Origin of the sequence: Streptomyces sp. NPDC047017 (genome assembly GCF_040644175.1) — a bacterium.
GTDB lineage: Bacteria > Actinomycetota > Actinomycetes > Streptomycetales > Streptomycetaceae > Streptomyces.
On record NZ_JBEYVW010000006.1, the window covers coordinates 34,999 to 54,659 of the forward strand.

17 protein-coding genes and 1 pseudogene are annotated in these 19,661 nt (G+C 73.6%); 10 read left to right on the forward strand and 8 right to left on the reverse strand.

What is annotated here, in order from left to right; all coding sequences use genetic code 11:
* The first annotated feature begins 208 nt into the window (after positions 1-208).
* Genes ABZ858_RS12050 through ABZ858_RS12065 form a run of 4 tightly spaced genes read left to right on the forward strand, consistent with a single transcriptional unit; the run spans position 209 to position 3,764 of the window.
* Positions 209-1,321: an aliphatic sulfonate ABC transporter substrate-binding protein gene (locus tag ABZ858_RS12050; protein WP_361375393.1), complete on the forward strand. Its 1,113-nt coding sequence runs from the start codon at positions 209-211 to the stop codon at positions 1,319-1,321.
* Between the two features lie 36 nt (positions 1,322-1,357).
* Positions 1,358-2,140: an ABC transporter ATP-binding protein gene (locus ABZ858_RS12055; RefSeq protein ID WP_361375395.1), complete on the forward strand. Its 783-nt coding sequence runs from the start codon at positions 1,358-1,360 to the stop codon at positions 2,138-2,140.
* Entirely contained in the window at positions 2,127-3,017 is an 891-nt protein-coding gene (locus ABZ858_RS12060; protein WP_361375397.1) for an ABC transporter permease, read from the forward strand. Before ABZ858_RS12055 ends, ABZ858_RS12060 begins: the two co-directional genes overlap by 14 nt.
* A 6-nt stretch (positions 3,018-3,023) precedes the next feature.
* Positions 3,024-3,764, forward strand: coding sequence for a sirohydrochlorin chelatase (locus tag ABZ858_RS12065; RefSeq protein WP_361375399.1), 741 nt, complete (start codon positions 3,024-3,026; stop codon positions 3,762-3,764).
* Positions 3,765-3,801: 37 nt separating this feature from the next.
* Here the strand turns inward: ABZ858_RS12065 and ABZ858_RS12070 are convergent, their stop codons facing one another.
* Both ABZ858_RS12070 and ABZ858_RS12075 read right to left on the reverse strand, forming a co-directional pair.
* Positions 3,802-4,437: a DsbA family protein gene (locus ABZ858_RS12070; RefSeq protein ID WP_361375400.1), complete on the reverse strand. Its 636-nt coding sequence runs from the start codon at positions 4,435-4,437 to the stop codon at positions 3,802-3,804.
* 32 nt (positions 4,438-4,469) lie between these two features.
* On the reverse strand, positions 4,470-5,513 hold the full coding sequence (locus tag ABZ858_RS12075; RefSeq protein WP_361375402.1) for a 2-dehydropantoate 2-reductase: 1,044 nt from the start codon (positions 5,511-5,513) through the stop codon (positions 4,470-4,472).
* A 52-nt stretch (positions 5,514-5,565) separates the two neighbouring features.
* Between ABZ858_RS12075 and ABZ858_RS12080 the strand changes: the two genes are divergently transcribed.
* A complete protein-coding gene (locus tag ABZ858_RS12080; RefSeq protein WP_361375404.1) occupies positions 5,566-6,405 on the forward strand; it encodes an aldo/keto reductase in 840 nt (279 codons plus the stop codon).
* A 256-nt stretch (positions 6,406-6,661) separates the two neighbouring features.
* Positions 6,662-6,982: a hypothetical protein gene (locus ABZ858_RS12085; protein WP_361375406.1), complete on the forward strand. Its 321-nt coding sequence runs from the start codon at positions 6,662-6,664 to the stop codon at positions 6,980-6,982.
* 34 nt (positions 6,983-7,016) lie between these two features.
* On the opposite strand, the gene ABZ858_RS12090 is transcribed toward ABZ858_RS12085, so the two are convergent.
* A complete protein-coding gene (locus tag ABZ858_RS12090; protein ID WP_361375408.1) occupies positions 7,017-7,562 on the reverse strand; it encodes a DUF1697 domain-containing protein in 546 nt (181 codons plus the stop codon).
* A gap of 20 nt (positions 7,563-7,582) precedes the next feature.
* Positions 7,583-8,834 (reverse strand): annotated as a pseudogene (gene mgt, locus ABZ858_RS12095) (macrolide-inactivating glycosyltransferase).
* 125 nt (positions 8,835-8,959) lie between these two features.
* Between mgt and ABZ858_RS12100 the strand changes: the two are divergent.
* Positions 8,960-9,823, forward strand: coding sequence for an aminoglycoside phosphotransferase family protein (locus ABZ858_RS12100; RefSeq protein WP_361375410.1), 864 nt, complete (start codon positions 8,960-8,962; stop codon positions 9,821-9,823).
* A gap of 77 nt (positions 9,824-9,900) precedes the next feature.
* On the opposite strand, the gene ABZ858_RS12105 is transcribed toward ABZ858_RS12100, so the two are convergent.
* Together ABZ858_RS12105 and ABZ858_RS12110 are read right to left on the reverse strand one after the other, a co-directional pair.
* Positions 9,901-10,623, reverse strand: coding sequence for a 3'-5' exonuclease (locus tag ABZ858_RS12105; RefSeq protein ID WP_361375412.1), 723 nt, complete (start codon positions 10,621-10,623; stop codon positions 9,901-9,903).
* Between the two features lie 140 nt (positions 10,624-10,763).
* A complete protein-coding gene (locus tag ABZ858_RS12110; protein WP_361376161.1) occupies positions 10,764-12,032 on the reverse strand; it encodes an SAV2148 family HEPN domain-containing protein in 1,269 nt (422 codons plus the stop codon).
* 279 nt (positions 12,033-12,311) lie between these two features.
* Between ABZ858_RS12110 and glgX the strand changes: the two genes are divergently transcribed.
* The 3 genes from glgX to ABZ858_RS12125 all read left to right on the forward strand — a co-directional run bounded on the left by glgX (position 12,312) and on the right by ABZ858_RS12125 (position 18,360).
* Positions 12,312-14,441, forward strand: coding sequence for a glycogen debranching protein GlgX (glgX, locus tag ABZ858_RS12115; protein WP_361375414.1), 2,130 nt, complete (start codon positions 12,312-12,314; stop codon positions 14,439-14,441).
* A 175-nt stretch (positions 14,442-14,616) separates the two neighbouring features.
* Positions 14,617-17,001: a malto-oligosyltrehalose synthase gene (gene treY / locus ABZ858_RS12120; protein ID WP_361375416.1), complete on the forward strand. Its 2,385-nt coding sequence runs from the start codon at positions 14,617-14,619 to the stop codon at positions 16,999-17,001.
* A gap of 108 nt (positions 17,002-17,109) precedes the next feature.
* Positions 17,110-18,360: a M14 family zinc carboxypeptidase gene (locus ABZ858_RS12125; RefSeq protein ID WP_361375418.1), complete on the forward strand. Its 1,251-nt coding sequence runs from the start codon at positions 17,110-17,112 to the stop codon at positions 18,358-18,360.
* A gap of 46 nt (positions 18,361-18,406) precedes the next feature.
* On the opposite strand, the gene ABZ858_RS12130 is transcribed toward ABZ858_RS12125, so the two are convergent.
* On the reverse strand, positions 18,407-18,850 hold the full coding sequence (locus ABZ858_RS12130) for an SSI family serine proteinase inhibitor (protein ID WP_361375420.1): 444 nt from the start codon (positions 18,848-18,850) through the stop codon (positions 18,407-18,409).
* A 101-nt stretch (positions 18,851-18,951) separates the two neighbouring features.
* Positions 18,952-19,503, reverse strand: coding sequence for a DUF1707 and FHA domain-containing protein (locus ABZ858_RS12135; RefSeq protein WP_361375422.1), 552 nt, complete (start codon positions 19,501-19,503; stop codon positions 18,952-18,954).
* Positions 19,504-19,661: the final 158 nt, after the last annotated feature.

The following is a 19,661-nucleotide window of genomic DNA, read 5'->3' on the forward strand; positions in this document are numbered from 1 at the left end:
TCTACTCGCTGTTCGCCAAGGAGGGCGGCCGCGTCGGCAGCGGCGCCCTCGGTAGCGGACAGGGCGGAGTGGCCCGATGTGTGCGCTGACGTACGCGCACTGCCTGCGCGCCCTCACCCCCCACCGCCGAAGTAGACGAAGACCTGCCGACCTCCCGGCCACGGCCTGAGACACCGTGACCGCCGGGCCAACGAGGGGAACACCTCCCGTGCCTGCCATCAGATCGACTCTCCTGCGCCGCGGCCTCGCCGTGGTCGCCGCCGTGCCCCTGCTCACGCTCGCCGCCTGCAGCTACGGCTCCAAGGCCAAGGACGACACGTCCGACCAGAAGATAGCCGCGGGCGCCCAGAAGATCGACGGTCTGGACTCCGTCAAGATCGGCTACTTCGGCAACGTGACCCACGCGACCGCCCTCGTCGGTGTGCAGAAGGGCTTCTTCCAGAAGTCCCTGGGGGCCACCAAGGCGAAGTACCAGGTCTTCAACGCCGGCCCGTCCGAGATCGAGGCGCTGAACTCCGGCTCCATCGACATCGGCTGGATCGGCCCGTCCCCGGCGATCAACGGCTACACCAAGTCCGACGGCAAGAGCCTGCGCATCATCGGCGGTTCGGCCTCCGGCGGGGTCAAGCTCGTGGTGAACCCCAAGAAGATCAAGACCCTGGCGGACGTCAAGGGCAAGAAGATCGCCACCCCGCAGCTGGGCAACACGCAGGACGTGGCGTTCCTCAACTGGATCGCCGAGCAGGGCTGGAAGGTCGACGCGCAGAGCGGCAAGGGCGATGTGTCCGTGGTCCGCTCGGACAACAAGGTGACCCCGGACGCCTACAAGTCCGGTTCGATCGACGGCGCCTGGGTGCCGGAGCCGACCGCGTCCAAGCTGGTCGCCGAGGGCGGCAAGGTGCTGCTCGACGAGTCCACGCTGTGGCCCGGCAAGCAGTTCGTGATCACCAACATCATCGTGTCGCAGAAGTTCCTCAAGGCGCACCCCAAGGCCGTCGAGGCGGTGCTGAAGGCGTCCGTCGACACCAACAAGTGGATCAACGCCAACCCCGGCCAGGCGAAGGCCGCCGCCAACAAGCAGCTGGCCGTCGACTCCGGCAAGGCGCTGCCCGCCGGCATCCTGGACCCGGCGTGGGAGTCCATCAAGATCACAAATGACCCGCTGGCCGCCACCCTGAACACCCAGGCGGCGCACGCGGTCAAGGCCGGCCTGCTCAAGCAGCCCAGGCTGGACGGCATCTACGACCTCTCCCTCCTGAACAAGATCCTCAAGGCCGAGGGCGAGCCCACCGTCAGCGACGCCGGTCTCGGCGTCAAGTAGAGCCCGTAGCCGAAGAGTTCCCAGGAGGTGACGACCATGGCCACGACCACCCTCGCGCAGGCCCCCGAGGCCGTCGAGCACGCGGCCCGCCTTGCGAACGTCTCGAAGTCCTTCGCGGCTCCGGGCGGGCAGCAGCTCGTGCTGGACGACATCACGCTCGATGTCGCTCCGGGCGAGTTCGTCACCCTCCTGGGGGCCTCGGGCTGCGGCAAGTCCACGCTGCTGAATCTGGTGGCGGGACTCGACCGGCCGAGCGCCGGCGCCATCACCACGGACGGCCGGCCCGCGCTGATGTTCCAGGAGCACGCCCTGTTCCCGTGGCTGACCGCGGGCAAGAACATCGAACTCGCCCTGAAGCTGCGGGGCGTGCCGAAGCAGGAGCGGCGCGGCAAGGCCGAGGAACTGCTCGAACTGGTCCGGCTGGGGGGCGCGTTCGGCAAGCGCGTGCACGAGCTGTCGGGCGGTATGCGCCAGCGCGTGGCGATGGCGCGCGCCCTGGCGCAGGAGAGCAACCTGCTGCTGATGGACGAGCCGTTCGCGGCGCTGGACGCCATCACCCGGGACGTCCTGCACGACGAACTGACCCGGATCTGGCAGGAGACCGGCGTCTCGGTCCTGTTCGTCACCCACAACGTGCGTGAGGCGGTGCGGCTCGCGCAGCGCGTGGTGCTGCTGTCCTCGCGGCCGGGGCGGGTGGCCCGCGAGTGGCGGGTGGACATCCCGCAGCCGCGCCGGATCGAGGACGCGCCGGTCGCGGAACTGTCCCTGGAGATCACCGAAGTCCTGCGTGGGGAGATCCGCCGTCATGGCCAGCACTGAGACGAAGTCGGCGCAGGGCGCCGAACTGGCCGGTGTGGAGGCCGGACTCGACGCGCTGGAGGTCGCCGGGAGCGGCCGTACGCCGCTGCGGAAGACCTTCATGGACAAGATCTTCCCGCCGATCGTGGCGGTGGTCGTGGTCCTGGTCGCGTGGCAGGCGCTGATCACCTTCCATGTGGTCGACGACCCGACCAAGCTGCCCTCGCCGGCCGACGTGGGCGGCGAGTTCAAGGACGCCTGGCTCCAGGGCACCCTGCTCGCCTACATCTGGACGTCCGTCTCGCGCGGCCTGCTCGGCTTCCTCTTCGCGCTGGTCATCGGCACCCCGCTGGGACTGCTCGTGGCCCGGGTGAAGTTCGTGCGGGCGGCCATCGGCCCGGTGCTGTCCGGGCTCCAGTCGCTGCCGTCGGTGGCGTGGGTGCCGCCGGCGGTGATCTGGCTGGGCCTGAACAACTCGATGATGTACGCGGTGATCCTGCTCGGCGCGGTCCCCTCCATCGCCAACGGCCTGGTCTCCGGCATCGACCAGGTGCCCCCGCTGTATCTGCGGGCGGGGCGCACGATGGGCGCGACCGGGGTGCGGGGCGCCTGGCACATCGTGCTGCCGGCCGCGCTGCCCGGCTATCTGGCCGGTCTCAAGCAGGGCTGGGCGTTCGCCTGGCGCTCGCTGATGGCCGCCGAGATCATCGCCTCCTCGCCCGACCTCGGCATCGGCCTGGGCGCGCTGCTGGAGAACGGCCGCAACGCCAGCTCGATGTCCATGGTCTTCCAGGCCATCGTCCTGATCCTGTTCGTCGGCATCGCCATCGACCTGCTGATCTTCAGTCCGCTGGAGCGGTGGGTGCTGCGCAGCCGCGGCCTCTTCGTGAAGAGCTGAACGCCCGTGTCACCACAGCCCGTCCTCCTGGTCATCGCCCACGGCAGCCGCGATCCGCGCCATGCCGCGACCGTGCACGCGCTGGTGCGGCGGGTACGGGCGGCACGCCCCGGACTGCGGGTGGAGACCGGGTTCCTGGACTTCAACGTGCCGTCCGTGCGGGGCGTGCTGGAGTCCCTGGACGCCGACGGCGTCCAGGAGGTGGTGGCGCTGCCGCTGCTGCTGACCCGCGCCTTCCACGCCAAGTCCGACATCCCGGCCGTGCTGCGGGAGGCGCCGCCCCGGCTGCGGGTGCGCCTGGCGGACGTCCTGGGTCCCTCGCCGCTGCTGACGCGGGCCCTGGAGCGCCGGCTGTACGAGGCGGGGCTGTCCCCCGCCGACAAGTCCTCGACCGGGGTCGTCCTGGCCTCGGCGGGGTCCTCCGACCCGGAGGCGATCGCGGTGATCGCGGACATCGCGCGGGAGTGGCGGCACACCGGCTGGTGCGCCGTGCGGCCCGCGTTCGCCTCCGCCTCCCTGCCGCGCACCGAGGACGCGGTGCGCGCACTGCGCGAGCTGGGCTGCGCGAAGGTGGCGGTGGCGCCGTACGTACTGGCGCCCGGCTTCCTGCCCGACCGGATCGCGCGGGGCGCGGCCGGGGCGGACGTGCTGGCCGAGGTGCTCGGCCCGGCGCCGGAGGTGGCGCGGGTGCTGCTGGAGCGCTACGACGCCGCGCGGCTGCCGAGGGTCGCGGCCCTCGGCGCCTGAGCCGGGCGGGCGGTCATTCAGTCAGTCGGTCAGTCGGTCAGTCGAAGCGGAGTGCTCCGGTGCGGGTGCGCTTGAGTTCGAAGAAGTCCGCGTGGCCGGCCAGCACCCGGAAGCTGTCGAAGAGCCGGGCCGCCTCGGCGCCGCGCGGCACGGCCCGCAGCACCGGCCCGAACCACACCGTGCCGTCCACATGGAGGGTCGGCGTCCCCACATAGCCGCCCGTCCCGGGTTCGGCGCCGGCCTCGTGACTGCGGCGCACGGCCGGGTCGTACGCCGTGTCGTGCGCGGCCGCGGCCAGTTCGGCGGGCAGGCCGAGTTCGGCGAGGGAGCCGGCGACGACCGCGTCGAAGTCGGTCTCCCCGCGCTCGTGGATGCGGGTGCCGAAGGCCGTGTACAGGTCGCGCAGCACCTTCTGCTCGCCGTACCGCTCGGCGGCGGCCACCGCGACCCGCACCGGCCCGATCGACTTGTCGACCAGTTCCCGGTACCAGCCGGGCAGGTCGTTGCCGGTGTTGTGCAGGTAGAGGCTCATGACATGGAAGCGGAGGTCGAGCGGGCGTTCGCGCTCGACCTCCAGCAGCCAGCGGGAGGTGATCCAGGCGAAGGGGCAGGCCGGGTCGAAGAAGAAGTCGACCCGGGCGGGAGCGGTGGTGTCCTGACCGGAGTGCGTCATACCGCCGACGCTAGAGCCCCGCCGGCGCAGGGTCACGGTCCACTGAGCGGCTCCTTTCCTGGTCCGCTTTCCCGATCCGCCGCGTCCGCCAGCCGGACCAGCTCCGCCACCGGCAGCGACCCGGCCTCCCGGCGCTCCCGGGCGAAGGCGCCGGCCAGGTGCTGGAGGAGTTCGTTCAGCGGGGTGGGGACGCCGTGCAGCCGCCCCAGCAGGACGATCTCGCCGTTGAGGTGGTCGGCCTCGATGCTGCCGGTGCCGCGCGCGAGGGACTGCCAGGAGGAACCGCCGCCGCGCGGGGCGCTCTCCAGCGGCACCAGGGTGATCTTGTCGCCGCGTACCGCCCGCTGCTCCTGCGCGTCGGCGTGGGCGATGCCGGCCGCGGCGAGCACGGCCTCGCCCTCGGCGCGCACCCTCGCGTACAGCTCGCCCGCCGCCTCGCTCACCAGGGGCCCGCTGACGGCCTCCATCGCGTTGGCGAGGTTGCTGAGCAGCTTGGCGTACTGCCAGCGGGTCACGTCCGGCACGACCGGCGCCTCGAAACGCGCCGCCTCCAGGTCGGCGGCGATCGGGCGCAGCGTCTCGTCGGTGCCGTGCGGGAAGCGGCCGAGGTGCAGCATGCCGGTGAGCGGGGCGCCGGCCGCGGAGACGGTGCCGGGCTCGACATGGGTGGCGGGCAGCCAGACGCAGACGCCGTACACGTGCCGGAAGCGGCGCAGCGCGATCCGCTGCCCCTCCACCCCGTTCTGCGCGCACAGCAGCGGCAGGTGTTGCGCCGCCGTGCCGCCGCCCGCCACCGGCGCGGGCCCCCAGGCCGCGAGCGCGTCCTCGGTGTCCTGTGTCTTGACGGCCAGCACCAGTACGTCGTCGGCGCGGAGTTCACCGAGTTCCGCCGGCCCCTGCACGGCGGGCAGCCGGTACGTCAGTTCGCCCTCGGGCACGGTGAGCCTGAGCCCGCGGGCGCGCAGCGCCTCCAGGTGCGCGCCGCGCGCGACGAGCACCACCTCGCGTCCGCTCTGCGCCAGCCGCCCCCCGATGGCACCGCCGACCGCTCCCGCCCCGATGATGATGTAGCGCATGGGAGCAGACTCCCATGCGCGGAGGGCGCGCGCACCGACTCAAGGGGGCCTTGTGATCAAGGAGACGTTCACGCTCGGCGGAGACCTGCCCGTACGACGTCTCGGCTACGGCACCGCGCAGCTCACCGGGCCCGGCTACTGGGGTCCGCGCGGCGACGCCCGGGACGCGGTGGCGGTGCTGCGGCGCGCGGTGGAGCGCGGGGTGACCCTGATCGACACCGCCGACAACTACGGCCCTTCGGTGGCCGAGGAGCTGGTGGCGCGGGCGCTGTACCCGTATCCGGCGGATCTGGTGATCGCCACCAAGGGCGGGGTGGTACGCACGAGTGCCGAGACCTGGCACGTGGACGGGCGGCCCGCGTCGCTGCGGGCCATGTGCGAGGCGAGCCTGCGCCGGCTGCGGCGCGAGACGATCGACCTGTACCAGCTGCACCGGCTGGACACGGCGGTGCCCGTGGCCGATCAGCTCGGCACGCTGGCGGCGCTGCGGGCGGAGGGGAAGATCCGGCACATCGGCCTGGACACGGTCACGGCCGAGGACCTGTCGGCCGCCCTGGAGTCGGTGCCGGTCGTCTCCGTGCAGAACCGGTACCACCTCCTGGACCGTGCCGCCGAGCCGCTGCTGACGCTGTGCGAGGAGCGTGGCGTCGCGTTCCTGCCGTGGTTTCCGCTGGGCAACGGTGAGCTGACGGGGCATCCGGTGTGCGCGGAGATCGCCGCGGCGCACGGTGCGGTGCCCGCCCAGGTCGCCCTGGCCTGGCTGCTGCACCACTCCCCCGTGCTCTGCCCGACGCCCGGCACGGGCACCCTCGCGCACCTGGAGGAGAACCTGGACGCCGCCGGGGTCCGGCTCCCGGCGGCCGAGCTGGCCCGGCTGGACGCGCTGGTTTGACCTTGTCCCTGGGGCAAGGCCGAGGGTCGCGGCATGGACGACTTCCACCACGGCCCCGCCCGCGCTCTCCACGACGGCCACCACCTGCGGCAGACCCCGTACAGCGACCCGGGGGGCCTCGGCGTCGGCGGCCTGCCGCGCGATCCAGAAGAACTCGCCCGCCTGGTGCGGGATCTGGTCATCCACCGGGGCGAGGGCGAGCGGTTCGGCTACGCGATCCCCCGACCGGCTGCACCAGGACGCCGAGTCGCGCTGTGTGACCGACGTCCTGCGCATCCTGCGCGAGTGCGGCGGCACCCCGCTGACCGCGCCGCGGCCGCCCGAGGAGCGGTTCGGGGTGGTCGGGCTGGAGTGGGGCAAGGGGCTGTGGCTCGTCGCCGGTGATGTGCTGCGCGACCTGGCCGCGCTGAACGGGGTCGAGCTGCTGCCCTGGACTACTGGGGCCCGGAGGTCCTCGGCGACGCGGACCTCACCGAGGCGGGCCTCGCCCTGCTCGACGCGGTCGCCGCCGCCCGCACCGACGAGGAGTGGCGGCGGCTGTACCGGCGGGAGGCCCGCCTCACCGTGCCGCGGGTGATCACCTCGTACACCACGCACCTGGGTGCGGGAGGTCACCCTGCGGTCAGCTCCACGAGTTTGAGGACGGTGTTCCAGTTCCGGCTGGTGGCGATCAGGCCCGGCGGCGCGGGTCGCCGGGCCAGCTGCTCGGCGAGCTTGGAGCGGCCGATTCCGTCCGGCGCGTACAGATACAGGGCGCGGTCGCCGAGCCGGAACTCCTCGGGGAGGCGGGCGGCCCGGTCGATCTCCGCGTAGCGGGCCGCGTCGACCGGGTGCGAGAAGTAGGTGACGTGCAGCTGCCGGGGCTCCAGCCCGGCGGCCGGGAACGGGCAGTCCTCGGCGACGGCCCGCAGATAGGCGTGGTCGCGCACGATCACGTCCACCGGGAAACCGAACCGCTGCTCGATCGCGGCGGTGAGGTCCGCGGCCAGCGACTCCTCGTCGCCCTGCCCGGCGGCGAACACGGCCTGCCCGCTCTGCAGATACGTCCGGACGCTGCCATGGCCCAGCTCTTCGAGCAGGGCGCGCAGCCCGGCCATCGGCAGCTTCCGGCTGCCGCCCACGTTGATCCCGCGCAGCAGCGCCGCGTACATCGTCATCCACCCAGCCTAGGTGTGTGTCACCGGTGCCGGGCGAGTTCGGCCTCGATCAGGTCGGCCGCCCGGGTCGTCCCTCCTTCCGCGGCCATGCCGGCCTGGATGTCCTTGAGCCGCCGGGCCACCTCCGGGTCGTCGACCAGGGCGAGGGCGGCGGCGCGCAGGGTCTCGGCGGTCGCCTCCGGCGCGGGGACGTGGCGGGCGACCCCGAGCCCCTGGAGCATGTCCGCGTTGCCGAACTGGTCGACGGCCTGCGGTACGGCGATCATCGGCGTCGCGGTGGCCAGCCCCTCCTGGCTGCCGCCGGCCCCGGCGTGCGTGACGAACAGGTCGGCCTGGCGCAGGATCGCCAACTGCGGCACCCAGGAACGCACTTCGACGTTCGCGGGTACGTCACCCAGCTCGGCCGGGTCGACCTGCCTGCCGATCTGGAGCACCAGGTGCCAGCCCGGCAGGTCGCCGAAGGCCCGCAGGCACTCTCGGTAGAAGGCGGGCTGCTTGGTGAAGGTCGAGCCGAGCGACACCAGCACCACCTTCTCGGCCCCGGCGGGCCGCTGCCAGCCGCCCTGCGCGGCCCGGTCGCCCTGGCAGGCGCCGACGAAGGTGTACACGCGCTCGTCCACCCGGTCGGCGTGCGGTTGCAGCGCCCGCGGGATGAGGACGAGCGAGCGGTCGGGGTGGCCGGCGAACGTGTCCGGGTGCAGGGTGATCCCGTTCTCCGCCAGCCAGTCCGCGAAGCGGGCGTAGTAGGCCCGGCCCCGCTCGGTTCGCCGGGGCTCGGCCCACAGCGGCTCGGCGACCTCCTCCTCGTAGCCCTGCCAGGCCACGAGGTTGGGCGAGAGGGAGACGGCGGGCACGCCCCAGCGGTGGGCGAGGACGCGGGCCGGGTAGGAGGTGATGTCGTGCAGGACGAGGTCCGGCTCGTCCCCGGCGTACGCCTCGATCAGCTGGGGCAGGGCCTGGATCGCGTCGTTCAGAAACAGCTCGACGTGGTCCAGCAGGGCGGCCCCCCAGGCGGCGGGGTCGTCGTCGGGTCCGGGCAGGGTGGAGTTCCAGGGCTTCACCTCCGCGCCGGTCCCGGCGGCCTTCTCGGCGAGGGCCGGCGGGATCGCGTAGGTGACCCGGTGACCGCGCGCGACGAGTTCGCGGATCACTTCGAGGCTGGGGTTCACATGCCCGTGGGCGGCGACGGAGAACATCGCGATGTGTGCGCGAGTGGTCATGCCCCGGACCCTAAACGAGACGAGACGTCTCGTGCAAAGCTTTTACCGGCACCACCTCCCACCTGTACGGATGCGACACTGGCCCTCGCCCCCCGGGCCCCGGCCCGGCACGGACCCGAGCGATGGACACGGGCCTGGACACCGGCATGAACACGGACACGGACACGGAGGCGGACGATGGACGAGGCACGGGCGCGGGACGTACTGGCCGAGGCGGACGTGCTGCCCGGCCCGGCGCGGGACGCGCGGCTGCTCGCCCTGGGCGAGAACGCCGTCTTCGCCGCCGGGGACCTCGTCGTCAAGGTGGGCCGCGACGCCGCACTGCTGGAGCGCGCGCGGCGCGAGCTGCGGATCGCGCGCTGGCTGGCCGAGGCGGACGTCCCCGCGGTGCGCGCCGCCCGGGAGGAGGCGCTGCTGGTCGCCGGGCACCCGGTCACCGTGTGGCACCGGCTGCCGGACGCGGTGCGCCCGGCCGAACCCCGGGACCTGGCCGCGCTGCTGCGGACCGTGCACGCGCTGCCCGCGCCCGGCTTCGCGCTGCCGCCCCGCGAACTGCTGGGCGGGGTCGAACGCTGGCTGCGGCTCGCGGGCGCGGCCGTCGACCCGGCGGACGCGGCGTATCTGCGTGAGCGCCGCGACGGCTTCGCGACGGCCGCCGCCGCGCTCGCCCCGCACCTGCCGCCGGGCCCGATCCACGGCGACGCGCTGCCCCGCAACGTCCACATCGGTCCCGACGGGCCGGTCCTGGTCGACCTGGAGACCTTCTCCGCCGACCTGCGCGAGCACGACCTCGTCGTGATGGCCCTGTCCCGGGACCGCTACGGCCTGCCCGCCGCGGCCTACGACTCCTTCACCGCGGCCTACGGCTGGGACGTACGGGAGTGGGCGGGCTGCCCGGTGCTGCGCGGCGCCCGGGAGACGGCCAGCTGCGCCTGGGTCGCCCAGCACGCCCCGGGCAACCCCAAGGCGCTGGCCGAGTTCGAGCGCCGGGTGGCGTCCCTGCGGGACGGCGACGAGACGGTGCGCTGGCACCCCTTCTGAGCCGCGCGGGCGCCACCCCCCTGGGTCTCTCCTTCACCGGCAGCCGCCCGGCCGCCGTCTGACCCGCCCGGCCGCCGTCAGACCCGCTCGTCCGCCGGCGCCCGCAGGGGCCATGTCCCGTCGACCACGGCGGCCGGGTCGCCCTTGCGGCGCAGGAAGTCCTGGAAGTCCGCCGCCCAGGCCGCGTACCACTCGATCTGGCGGCGGTGCAGCTCCGCCGGACCGAGGGCCGCGACCTTCGGGTGGCGGACGGCTATCGCACAGGCCAGCCGGGCCGCCGCGAGGGCGTCGGCCGAGGCGTCGTGGGCCGCGTCGAGGACCACGCCGTACTCGGTGCAGACCGCTTCCAGGGTGCGCTTGCCGCGGCGGTAGCGGTCGGCCCAGCGGTCGATGGTGTACGGGTCGACGACCGGCCCCGGCGCGGCGCCGCCGAGCCGCTCGCTCAGCGACGGCAGCCCGTGCCGCCGCAGCTCGGCGGCGAGCAGGGTCAGGTCGAAGGAGGCGTTGTACGCCACGACCGGGACGCCCGTCTTCCAGTACCCGGTCAGGACGTCCGCGACGGCGTCGGCCACCTGGTCGGCGGGGCGGCCCTCGGCGGCCGCGCGTTCGTTGCTTATCCCGTGGACGGCCACCGCGTCGGCCGGGATCTCCACGCCGGGATCGGCCATCCACTGCCGGTGCCCGGCCGGCTCGCCTTCCCTGACCTCGATCACGGCTGCCGTGACGATGCGCGCCTCACGCGGATCGGTCCCGGTCGTCTCCAGGTCGAAGCCGATCAGCGGCTCCCGGTGCCAGCCCATGGCGGCCCCCCTTCTCGGTGGTGCTTTCCCCCAGTGGTCTCCACCCTCGCACGCGCCACTGACAATCAGAGGGCCGCGTTCCGTTTTCCCGCCCCGGCGGCCCGTCTCCGGCGGGACGACAGGGCCCACGTGAGGGCGTTTCAGGACACCGGGCGCGAATCCGCCCACATCATCTCGAACTCCTCCCGGTAGGCGGAGAACAGCCCGACGTCGTCGCCCTGGTCGGCCCGGACCACCTTGTTCCCGTTGCGCAGCACGAACACCGGCGCCTCCATGCCCCGGCTGCGCCGCAGATAGGACTGCACGACCCCGATGCCGTCGGCGCCGTCGCCGTCCACGAGGTAGGCCGTCAGGCGCGGTGTCTCGTCGTAGACCTGGATCTCGAAGGCGTCCGGGTCGCGCAGCCGGGCGCGGACCCGGCGCATGTGCAGGATGTTCATCTCCACCGAGCGGCTCAGCTCGCCGCGCTTGAGGCCCATCTCGCGCTCGCGCCGCTTCACCGCGCTGGAGGCCGGGTTCAGGAACAGCAGCCGCACCCGGCAGCCGGACTCGGCCAGGCGCACCAGGCGGCGGCCGGAGAAGTTCTGCACGAGCAGGTTGAGGCCGATGCCGATGGCGTCCAGGCGGCGGGCGCCGCCGAAGATGTCCTCGGCCGGGAACTGGCGCATGAGCCGCACCCGGTCCGGGTGCACGGCCACCACGTCCGCGTACCGGTCGCCGACCAGGTCCTCCACCGCGTCGACCGGCAGCCGGCGGGCGGAGGGCACGTCGCCGCCGGTGCCGAGGATCTCCAGGAGCCGCGCCGAGGCACGCTCGGCCTGGCCGAGGACCGCCTCGGACAGGGCCCGGTTGCGGGAGACGACATTGCGGGTCACCTCCAGCTCGTCCAGGGCGAGTTCGACGTCCCGGCGCTCGTCGAGGTAGGGCTCGAAGCAGGGCCAGTGCTGGACCATCAGCTCGCGCAGCTGCGGCAGGGTGAGGAAGCTGATGACATTGTCGTCGGCCGGGTCGAGCAGATAGCCCTTGCGGCGGCTGACCTCGCGCACGGCCACGGCCCGCTGGACCCACTCCTGGCCGGCCGGTCCGGCGGCGGCGACCACCCAGTCGTCGCCGTGCACGGGCTCGTAGACGGGCCGCAGCACGGCGGAGACGACGGCGCGCAGCCGCTGTTCGACGAGGTTGAGCCAGATATAGGCCCGGCCGGCCCGCTGGGCGCGGACGCGCACCTCGCCCCAGGCGCCGGCGTCCCAGTCCAGCTCCGGTCCGATGGCACCCGCGTCCATCGGCCGGGCCAGGGACACCGCACCGGGCGGGACCTCTGCGGAGTTCCCCTCGTGAACCTCGTCACCAGGAGGAAGCTCGCGGCCTCCCGAGCCCACCCGTGCACCGCCTTCCGCTCCCCCGAGCACTCCCCGTCCCAACGATCAAGGAAGGGTACTCCGGGAGCGGTCCGCGGTGCAGCCGGATGGACGGCTCCATTCTCAACTTGCCCACCCCGCACACGCGTTCCGGTCACCGGCCGGGGGCGGAGTGAGGTGCCTCATAGCGTTGACGGCATCCCTGGCCGGGCGGCCCTCTCGCGGCCCGGCGACGCACCCGTGGCGAAGTCATAGGTGGTCCGCTCACTTTCGGGGACACTCGGGCCAAGGCGCCAACCGCGGCGCCCCACACCTGAAAGAGTCGAGTCCATGCAGGTCTGGCCTGGAGAGGCGTATCCACTCGGCGCCACGTACGACGGCGCCGGCACCAATTTCGCGGTCTTCTCGGAGGCCGCGGACCGAGTAGAGCTGTGTCTGCTGCACGACGACGGCTCGGAGACGGCGGTGGAACTGCGGGAGAGCGACGCGTTCGTCCGGCACGCCTATGTGCCGGGCGTCATGCCGGGGCAGCGCTACGGGTTCCGGGCGCACGGCCCGTACGCCCCGGAGCGCGGGCTCCGCTGCAATTCCGCGAAGCTGCTGCTCGACCCGTACGCGCGTGCGATCAGCGGTTCGGTCCGCTGGGGGGAGGAGGTCTACGGCTACCACTTCGACGCCCCGGACCGGCGCAACGACCTGGACTCCGCGCCGCACACCATGACGTCGGTGGTGGTCAACCCGTACTTCGACTGGGCCGATGACCGGCTGCCGCGGCGCGGGTACCACGAGACCGTGATCTACGAGGCGCACGTCAAGGGCCTCACCATGCGCCACCCCGGGCTGCCCGAGGAGCTGCGCGGCACCTACGCGGCGCTGGCCCACCCGGCGATCATCGAACACCTCGTCGAGCTGGGTGTCACCGCACTGGAGCTGATGCCCGTACACCAGTTCGTCAACGACCACCGCCTGGTCGACATGGGCCTGAACAACTACTGGGGCTACAACACGATCGGCTTCTTCGCCCCGCACAACGCGTACGCCTCCTGGGGCGACCGCGGCCAGCAGGTGCTGGAGTTCAAGTCGGCGGTCAAGGCGCTGCACGAGGCCGGTATCGAGGTCATCCTCGACGTGGTCTACAACCACACCGCCGAGGGCAACCACCTGGGCCCGACGCTGTCCTTCAAGGGCCTCGACAACCCGCAGTACTACCGGCTCACCGACGACCCGCGGTACTACATGGACACCACGGGCACCGGGAACTCGCTGCTGATGCGCTCCCCGCACGTGCTCCAGCTGATCATGGACTCGCTGCGCTACTGGGTCACCGAGATGCACGTGGACGGGTTCCGCTTCGACCTGGCGGCCACCCTGGCCCGCCAGTTCCACGAGGTGGACCGGCTGTCGTCGTTCTTCGACCTGGTGCAGCAGGACCCGGTGGTCTCCCAGGTGAAGCTGATCGCCGAGCCCTGGGACGTGGGCGAGGGCGGCTACCAGGTGGGGAACTTCCCGCCGCTGTGGACCGAGTGGAACGGCAAGTACCGCGACACCGTACGGGACCTGTGGCGCGGTGAGCCGCGGGCGCTGGCGGAGTTCGCCTCCCGGCTGACCGGCTCCTCCGACCTCTACCAGGACGACGGCCGCCGCCCGCTGGCCTCGATCAACTTCGTGACCTGCCACGACGGCTTCACGCTGCACGATCTGGTGGCCTACAACGACAAGCACAACGAGGCCAACGGCGAGGACAACCGGGACGGCGAGAGCCACAACCGGTCCTGGAACTGCGGGACCGAGGGCGACAGCGACGATCCGGACGTGCTGGAGCTGCGCGCCCGCCAGACGCGCAACTTCCTGGCCACGCTGATGCTGTCCCAGGGCGTGCCCATGATCAGCCACGGGGACGAGTTCGCCCGCACCCAGCGCGGCAACAACAACGCCTACTGCCAGGACAACGAGCTGTCCTGGGTGCGCTGGCCGAAGGACGGCGAGCAGGACGGCGGGCCGGACGGCGAGCTGCTGGAGTTCGTGCGGGCGATGGCCCGGCTGCGCAAGGACCACCCGGTGTTCCGGCGGCGGCGCTTCTTCCACGGGCGGCCCGTGGAGGGCACCCACGACGAGCTGTCCGACATCTCCTGGTTCACCCCGGAGGGGCAGGAGATGGCCCAGCAGGACTGGGACTCGGCGCGGGCCTCGGCGCTGACCGTCTTCCTCAACGGCAACGCGATCTCGGAGCCCGGCCAGCGCGGGGAGCGCATCACCGACGACTCCTTCCTGCTGATGTTCAACGCGGCGCCCAAGCGGCTCGACTTCGTCGTCCCGGTCGACCACGGCCCGCAGTGGCAGGTCGTGGTCGACACCGCCCGTACGGCCCCGGTCGCGCCCGGCACCGGCCGCAAGGTCCGGGCCGGCGACCGGCTCGCCCTGGCGGACCGCAGCCTGGTCGTCCTGCACCGCCCGGCCTAGGACCGGGCCTGGACGGCGGTGACGGGGGGCCCGCCCCGTCACCGCCGTCCGCCCCTGCCGGGTACCGCGCGCACGCCACCGGCGGAGTGACGAGCGGCCTCGAACGCCCGCACGGGCGTGAGGAGACGGCCGCGGCGATGACACGAAACCCGGCCGGAGGGGTACGTAGCTCTTCATGACACCCGAGCCCTCCGAGCACTCCGAGCGCCCCGCACCCGCCGTGCCCACGGCCACCTACCGGCTCCAGCTCCAGCCCGAGTTCCCGTTCGCGGCCGCCGCCGCGGCGGTGCCGTACCTGGCCTCGCTCGGCGTCTCCCATCTGCACCTCTCCCCCGTCCTGGAGGCCGTCCCCGGCTCCCCGCACGGCTACGACGTCGTCGACCACGCGCGCGTACGCGAGGAGCTGGGCGGCGAGGAGGGCCTGCGCGCCCTGGCCCGCACCGCCCGGGAGCACGGCCTCGGGCTGATCGTGGACATCGTCCCGAACCACATGGCCATGGACCCGCGCCACAACCACGCCCTGTGGGAGGTGCTGCGCGAGGGCCCCGGATCGCCGTACGCGCGCTGGTTCGACATCGACTGGGACGCGCAGGGCGGCAAGGTGCTGCTGCCGGTGCTCGGCGGGCCCCTGGGCAAGGAGCTGGACCAGCTGAAGGCGGACGGCGGGGTGCTGCGCTACTACGACCACGCCTTCCCGCTGCGCGAGGGGACCGAGGACCTGCCGCCGGCGCAGGCGCTGGACGCGCAGTGGTACCGCCCGGTGTGGTGGCGGCTGGCCCGCACCGAGCTGAACTACCGGCGCTTCTTCAGCATCTCCCAGCTGATCGGCGTACGGGTGGAGGACCCGGAGGTGTTCGAGGCGACCCACGCCAAGATCCTCCAGCTGCTGCGCGAGGGCGTGCTCGACGGGCTGCGGATCGACCACCCCGACGGGCTCGCCGACCCCGACGCCTACCTCGCCCGGCTGTACGAGGCCACCGGCGGCCGCTGGACGGTCGTGGAGAAGATCCTCGCCGACCACGAGCGGCTGCCGCCGGCCTGGCCGGTCGCGGGCACCACCGGCTACGACGCCCTGCGGCGCGTCGACGGCCTGTTCACGGACCCGGCCGGCGCGGACGGGCTGCTCGCCGAGTACCGCCGCTTCGCCGCTCCGCAGACCGACCGGGGCGGCGACTGGGCGGCCACCGTGCGGCGGGCGGCGTACGCGGTGGCCACGGACGAGCTGGCCGCCGAGTCCGAGCGGCTGACCCGGGTGGCCGCACGGGTGTGCGCCGAGGCGCCCGACCCGGCGCTGCGCGACCGGGCCCCCTGGGCGCTGCGCACCGCGCTGCGGGAGCTGCTGGTCCGCCTGGAGGTGTACCGGCCGTACACCAGTACGGACGCCGCCTCGGTGGTCACCGAGGAGGCCGCCGCCGAGGCCCGGCTCGCCTTCACGGTGCCCGAGGAGGGCGAGGCCGTGGACGTCGTACGCGATCTGGTGACCGGGCGGGCCGGGGACGGGCCGGACGTCGTGGAGCTGCGGACCCGATTCGCGCAGGCCGCCTCGGCGCTGCGCGCGAAGTCCGTGGAGGACACGGCCTACTACCGGTACGTGCCGCTGCTGTCGGCCAACGAGGTCGGCGGCGATCCCGGACAGCCGGGCGTGTCCCCGGAGGACTTCCACGCGTACTGCGCGCGCGTGCAGCGCGACTGGCCCGTCACCGGGACGGTGGTCTCCACGCACGACACCAAGCGCAGCGCCGATGTGCGGGCGGCGCTCGCCGTGCTGACCGAGTGCCCGGAGCGCTGGGCGCGGGTGCTGGCCGAGGTGACCGGGGAGGGCGGGTCCGGGCCGGACGCGCAGGTGGCGTGGGCGGCCTGGCAGACCGTGTTCGGGCTCGGCCAGGCCGACCCGGAGCGGGTGCGCCAGGCCCTGCTCAAGCATGTGCGCGAGGCGGGCCTGTACACGAGCTGGACGGAGCAGGAACCGCCGTACGAGCAGGCCGTGGAGCGGTTCGTGACCGAGGGGCCCTGCGGGGCGCCGGGCGAGCGGATGGCCGCCTTCCGCGCCGAGCTGGAGCCGTACATCCGGGCCAATGTGCTGGGCATGGCCCTGGTGCACCTGACGATGCCGGGCGTGCCCGACCTCTACCAGGGCACGGAGGCCGAGTACCGGGCCCTGGTGGACCCGGACAACCGGCGGCCGGTGGACTTCCCGCCCGCCGCCCCCGGCGAGAAGGGCGCGATGACGGCGGCGGCGCTGCGGCTGCGGGCGCGCCGGCCGGAGGTCTTCGGCCGGACGGCGGACTACGCCCCGCTGGCGGCCGAGGGGCCGGCGGCGGCCCACTGCGCGGCGTTCGCGCGCTCCGGGGAGGTGGTCACCGCCGTGACCCGGCTGTCGCTGCGGCTGGCGGAGGCGGGCGGCTGGGCCGACACACGGCTGCCGCTGCCGCCGGGCCGGTGGGCCGACGTCCTGGTCCCCGGGCGGGAGTTCCAGGGGCACGCGCGCGTGGCGGAGCTGTTCGGGCCGCTGCCGGTGGCGCTCCTGGAGCGGGTGCCGGACTCCGCCAGGCAGGCGTGAGCAGGGGCGGGGGCCGGCGGGCGCGAACCGGTTCGTGAGCGTGTACTTGACAGCCATCTCCGGCCGTGGGGTACTGCGGAATGCGAAGCCGGGCGGACGAGTACGGGGGTGAGTCTCCTGCCGGAGCCGCGCTACCCCAGTGTTCCCGAACTCGTCGCCTGTGCCCGGGCGCTGGCCGCGCGCCGGCCGGGTCTGTGCACGCTCGACGAGGTCGGCGTCTCCCGGGCGGGCCGGCCGCTGCACCTGCTGTCGGTCGGGCACGCCCGGCGGGCCGTGCTGGTGGTGGCCGGCGCCCACGCCAACGAGCCCACCGGCGGCCCCACCCTGCTGGCGCTCGCCCGGCGCGTGCTGGGCGAGCCGGCGCTGCGGGCCGGCACCTCCTGGCACTTCCTGGTGTGCGCGGACCCGGACGGGGCGAGCCTGCACGTGACGCCGTCCCCGCGCAGCCTGCTCGACTACCACCTCGGCTTCTTCCGGCCCGCCGGGTCCGAGCAGCCGGAGTGGTCCCCCTCGGTGCTGCCCGCCGACCGGCTGCCGCCGGAGACGCGGGCGCTGACCGGGGTCATCGACGCGCTGCGCCCCTACCTCCAGGTGACCCTGCACGGCACCGAACTGGGTGGTAGCTGGGTGCAGTTGACCCGGGACGTGCCCGGCCTCGCCGAGCCGTTCGGCAAGTCGGCCGCCGAGTTGCACATCCCGGTGGAGACGGGCGCCTGCGACGCCGCGGGGTGGCCCGTCTCCGGGCCCGGCGTACGGGTGATGCCGGAGCCCGGCTCGGCCCTGGCGTACCCGAGCATGCCGGACGACGCGCGGCGCAGCACGTGGTACCACGCGCACCGCTACGGCGGCCTGACGGCGGTGGTGGAGGTCCCCATGTGGGCGAGCGATCTGGTGGACGACCCGGCTCCGCATCCGGCCCCCGCGGCGGCGATACGGCGCCTGGCGGCGCGGCTGCTGCGGGACGGGCGGGAGGTGGAGGCGGTGCTCGCCGACGCGCTGCCCCGCCTGGAGGGCGCCGACGGGCCGCTGCTGCGGGCCGCGAAGTGGGGGCTGGGCCTGGTGCCGGGCCTGGCCGCGGACTGGGTCCAGACCCCGCCGGCCGACACGACGATGGCGTACGTCGGCAGCGTGGACGCCTTCGGCCGCCGGCTGCCGCTGCGGGCCGCGGCCATGCTCCTGCGCGTGCTGCGCGAGGCCGGCGACCGCGCCGCACCGGGCCTCGAACACCTCGTCGCCACCTGGAGCGAAGCCTTCGCGAAACGTTTCCGCGCCCGCTGGGTGCCCCTGGACCACCAAGTGGAGCACCAGTCCCGCACGGTCGTGGAAACGGCCCTGCACGCACGGGATCCGGCGGGGTGAGGGGGCGGGGGCCCGCCCCCTCACCCCCGGTCTCTCCCCCCGGGTCTCACCCGTCCAGCGCGAACACGTCCCCCGTCCGGGCCCTCATCTGGCAGGCGTTGGGGAAGGTCTCCGTGTAGTCGACCGCGCGGCCCTGCCACTGGCCGCGGGCCTGGACGGTCACGGGGGCGTAGACCATCGAGCAGAAGCCGTCCCTGCGGGGGATGCCGCGGATGTCGCCACGCACCGAGCGCAGCTCGTCGCAGGCCTCGGTGGCGTGCGCGTGGCCGCGGGGCGGGTCGCAGCGCAGCAGGGCGCCGCGGGTGTCGCCGCCGGAGCGGTCCTCGCCGTGGGTGACGGTGACGTAGAGCCAGTCGTCGTCGGCGTAACGGTGGGACGCGGGGGCCGCCTGGGCCGGGACGGCGGCGCAGGCGGCGAGGAGTGCGGCCGCCGGCAGGGCGCGCCGCAGCCACCGCGCGCGGGGCGCCGTCGCGTTGGTGTTGTGGGTCATGGCCGGTGTATCGGCACGGCGGCCCCCGTACCCCAGTGCGGCTCACCCGAACGGGAACCCGCACGCGCGCGTGCGGGTGGATGGGTGGCGGGTGGCGGGTGTCAGCCCGCCGCGAGCCGGTACGCCACCTGCCCGAAACCGATCTGGTCGCCCTCGCGGACGACGGCGGCGCCGGTGACCCGCCGTCCGTTGACGGTGGTGCCGTTCATCGAGCCGAGGTCGCGCAGCACCCACATGCCGCCCTGGTGGCGCAGTTCGGCGTGCACCCGGGAGACCGACTCGTGGCTGAGCCGCAGGCCGCACGCCGGGTCGCGGCCTATGCGCAGCGGATGGCCCGCGGCGGGGTCCGGCAGCAGCAGCTGGGGCAGCCGTTCGCCCTGCCAGGCCCGGCGCACCCGCACGGTGAAGCCGGAGACGGCCTCGACCGTGCCGAACACCATGCGGGAGAGCCGGCCCTCGGCGGTCAGGTCACGGGTGAGTACGGCGAGTTCGTCCGAACGGCGGGCGGCCAGTGCCAGCTCCATGCGCCGGGCGAACGTGTCGTAGGAGAGCCGGCCCGCGGCGACACCGTCGCGCAGCAGGTCGAGCGCCCGGTCGCGCTCCACGTCGGACAGCCGCGCGGGCGGGGCGGGGAACTCGAAGGACGACGTCACGTTGGTGATTGTCGGACAGCGCACCCCGGGTGTCCAGAAAACGGGGAGCGGCCGGCGTCGGGGTGCTGCGACGACACCATCGCAAAGGAGGGTTTCCGAGGCGGATCGATCACGTTTGGAGGACCATGGCAGGGCTACATCACGGTGAGCAGACGAAG